The organism is Vibrio genomosp. F10 str. 9ZD137 (genome assembly GCF_049974785.1).
In the GTDB taxonomy this organism is placed as follows: domain Bacteria; phylum Pseudomonadota; class Gammaproteobacteria; order Enterobacterales; family Vibrionaceae; genus Vibrio.
Genome location: NZ_JBNGCJ010000988.1, coordinates 1 through 2,084, shown reverse-complemented (window position 1 = coordinate 2,084; position 2,084 = coordinate 1). Strand labels below are relative to the sequence as shown.

Below are 2,084 nucleotides of genomic sequence, written 5' to 3'. Positions count from 1 at the left end.
CGTCGTAAGAAGACGGTGGGCGTTGCTGACATCGAGTCCATGGTGGCCAAAATGGCTCGAATCCCTGAAAAATCAGTGTCTTCATCAGACAAAGATATTTTAAAAAATCTTGATGATAAGATGAAAATGTTGGTATTCGGTCAAGATCCTGCCATTGATGTTTTAAGTGAAGCGATCAAGTTAACGCGCGCCGGACTTGGAGCGGACAACAAACCGGTTGGTTCATTTTTGTTTGCAGGCCCTACGGGGGTAGGTAAAACTGAAGTGACGTTGCAATTGGCGAAGCTGATGGGCATTGAACTGCTGCGATTTGATATGTCGGAGTATGGAGAAAGACATTCTGTTAGTCGGCTAATCGGTGCTCCTCCGGGTTATGTCGGTTATGACCAAGGTGGGTTGTTGACGGACTCGGTTATCAAACACCCTCACTCAGTTGTGTTACTCGATGAAATCGAAAAAGCACACCCTGATATCTTTAACCTACTATTACAGGTCATGGATAACGGTACGCTTACCGATAATAACGGGCGCAAAGCGGACTTTAGGAATGTCATTCTGGTGATGACGACCAATGCTGGTGTTCAAGAAACAGAACGTAAGTCAATGGGTTTGATTGAGCAAGATAACAGCCCTGATGCCATGGCAGAGATTAAGAAAGTCTTTACGCCTGAGTTCAGAAACCGTCTTGATAACATCATTTGGTTTAACCGCTTAGACGAAGCGGTTATCCACCAGGTGGTCGACAAGTTCATCGTTGAGCTTCAAGCACAGCTGGACGCTCGCGGTGTTTCTCTTGAAGTGTCGGAAAGAGCAAGGCATTGGCTAGCAATAAAAGGCTACGATAAGTCGATGGGTGCTCGACCAATGGGCCGAGTGATTCAAGAGCAACTGAAAAAACCATTGGCAAATGAACTGCTCTTTGGTTCCTTAGTCGAAGGTGGCACGGTCAAAGTTGACTTGAAGAAAGATAAAATTGTCTTTCAGTATTTCGGTACGAAAGAAGAAGCGCTGCATTAGTCTGTCTGTAGTGAGTCACACACTAAAAACCAGAGCGATATGCTCTGGTTTTTTATGTTGTCTTCGTAAGTGATTGCTGTCTTCTCAAGTGATAGTCCCGACCACGGACAGGCTCAATGTGTTAACGGGGCGACGTCTTTAATGGATCGGCTCTTTTAACGAGTCGATTTCTTGAGTGAATCAATACCTTCAATGAATCACCAGGTAGTGCGCGCAGATGAATTGATACGCTTGCTCTACAGAATCCGGTATTTCTTGTTCAGTCTGAAATCCAAGTTGAGGGTAACTTTTGATGCGTTCATAGTCTTCGCTTAGCGCTCTTAACACCATATCAAGTGGCATATCTTCATTGAGGTAATCAAAAAAACCGTCTGATGAAGAGCTCACCAATACCTGTTCACAAGGCTCAGGCCACTGCTGCATAAACGTCGCATAACTGCGCCTTTCCATAAAGGGCTTTTGAACCAAGAGCATTTTTTTATGTGGTAACCCAAGTCGTCGAATAAGCTCATAGCCGAGCGTGACATTTTCTCCGGTATTGGTCGCTTCTTTTTCGATGAAAATGTCTTCTGAAGGTACCCCACAATCTTTTGCAATTGCAGCAAACGTCTCGGCTTCTGTTTTATCGAAATGTCCTTCGGTAAAGCGTCCAAAGCCACCAGAGAAAACAATCCGTGGAGCAAACCCTTGTTGGTACAGTGAAGCCGCATGAGAAGCGACACGTAAATCATTACTGCATAGAACAAAAATGATATCCGACTGCTTCGGCGTATGCCCCATTAGCATGTAGTTCCACAAAGTTTCTATGTGTTGGTACAGGCGTTTAGTCATTTAGCGCATCCAAAACAAGGGAAAGAGTCGGGTGACGATATGAGTACCCAAGTGAGATAAGCTTGCTTGGGTCTATTTGTTTGTCGTGTACATCAACTATTTTTGGTAATAAGGAAGTCGGCAAGCCAGCATTGATAAGCGCCTTTTGATAAAACGTATCTTTATACATGATATCAGGAGTCGTCACGTTAATGACTTGGTTACTAATATCGCTAATCGCAAATTCCAGGCTCCCA

Annotated in this window: 2 protein-coding genes and 1 pseudogene; 1 reads left to right on the top strand and 2 read right to left on the bottom strand. The window is 44.3% G+C overall.

The genetic code is table 11. From position 1 onward, the window contains the following. On the top strand, positions 1-1,017 hold a 1,017-nt coding region (locus ACP45E_RS21225), incomplete at its 5' end, for an AAA family ATPase (RefSeq protein WP_141707475.1). A gap of 189 nt (positions 1,018-1,206) precedes the next feature. Here the strand turns inward: ACP45E_RS21225 and ACP45E_RS21220 are convergent. Both ACP45E_RS21220 and ACP45E_RS21215 read right to left on the bottom strand, forming a co-directional pair. Then, positions 1,207-1,848 carry a YdcF family protein gene (locus ACP45E_RS21220; protein ID WP_017034918.1) on the bottom strand — a complete coding sequence of 214 codons (642 nt, stop codon included), beginning with the start codon at positions 1,846-1,848 and terminating at the stop codon, positions 1,207-1,209. Continuing rightward, positions 1,841-2,084: pseudogene (locus tag ACP45E_RS21215) on the bottom strand (DUF1731 domain-containing protein); the annotation flags it as partial. The pseudogene ACP45E_RS21215 and the gene ACP45E_RS21220, both read right to left, overlap by 8 nt.

Excerpts from the sequence above, each read along its gene's own strand:
- ACP45E_RS21220 (WP_017034918.1), bottom strand. The coding sequence starts at position 1,848 with ATGACTAAACGCCTGTACCAACACATAGAAACTTTGTGGAACTACATG.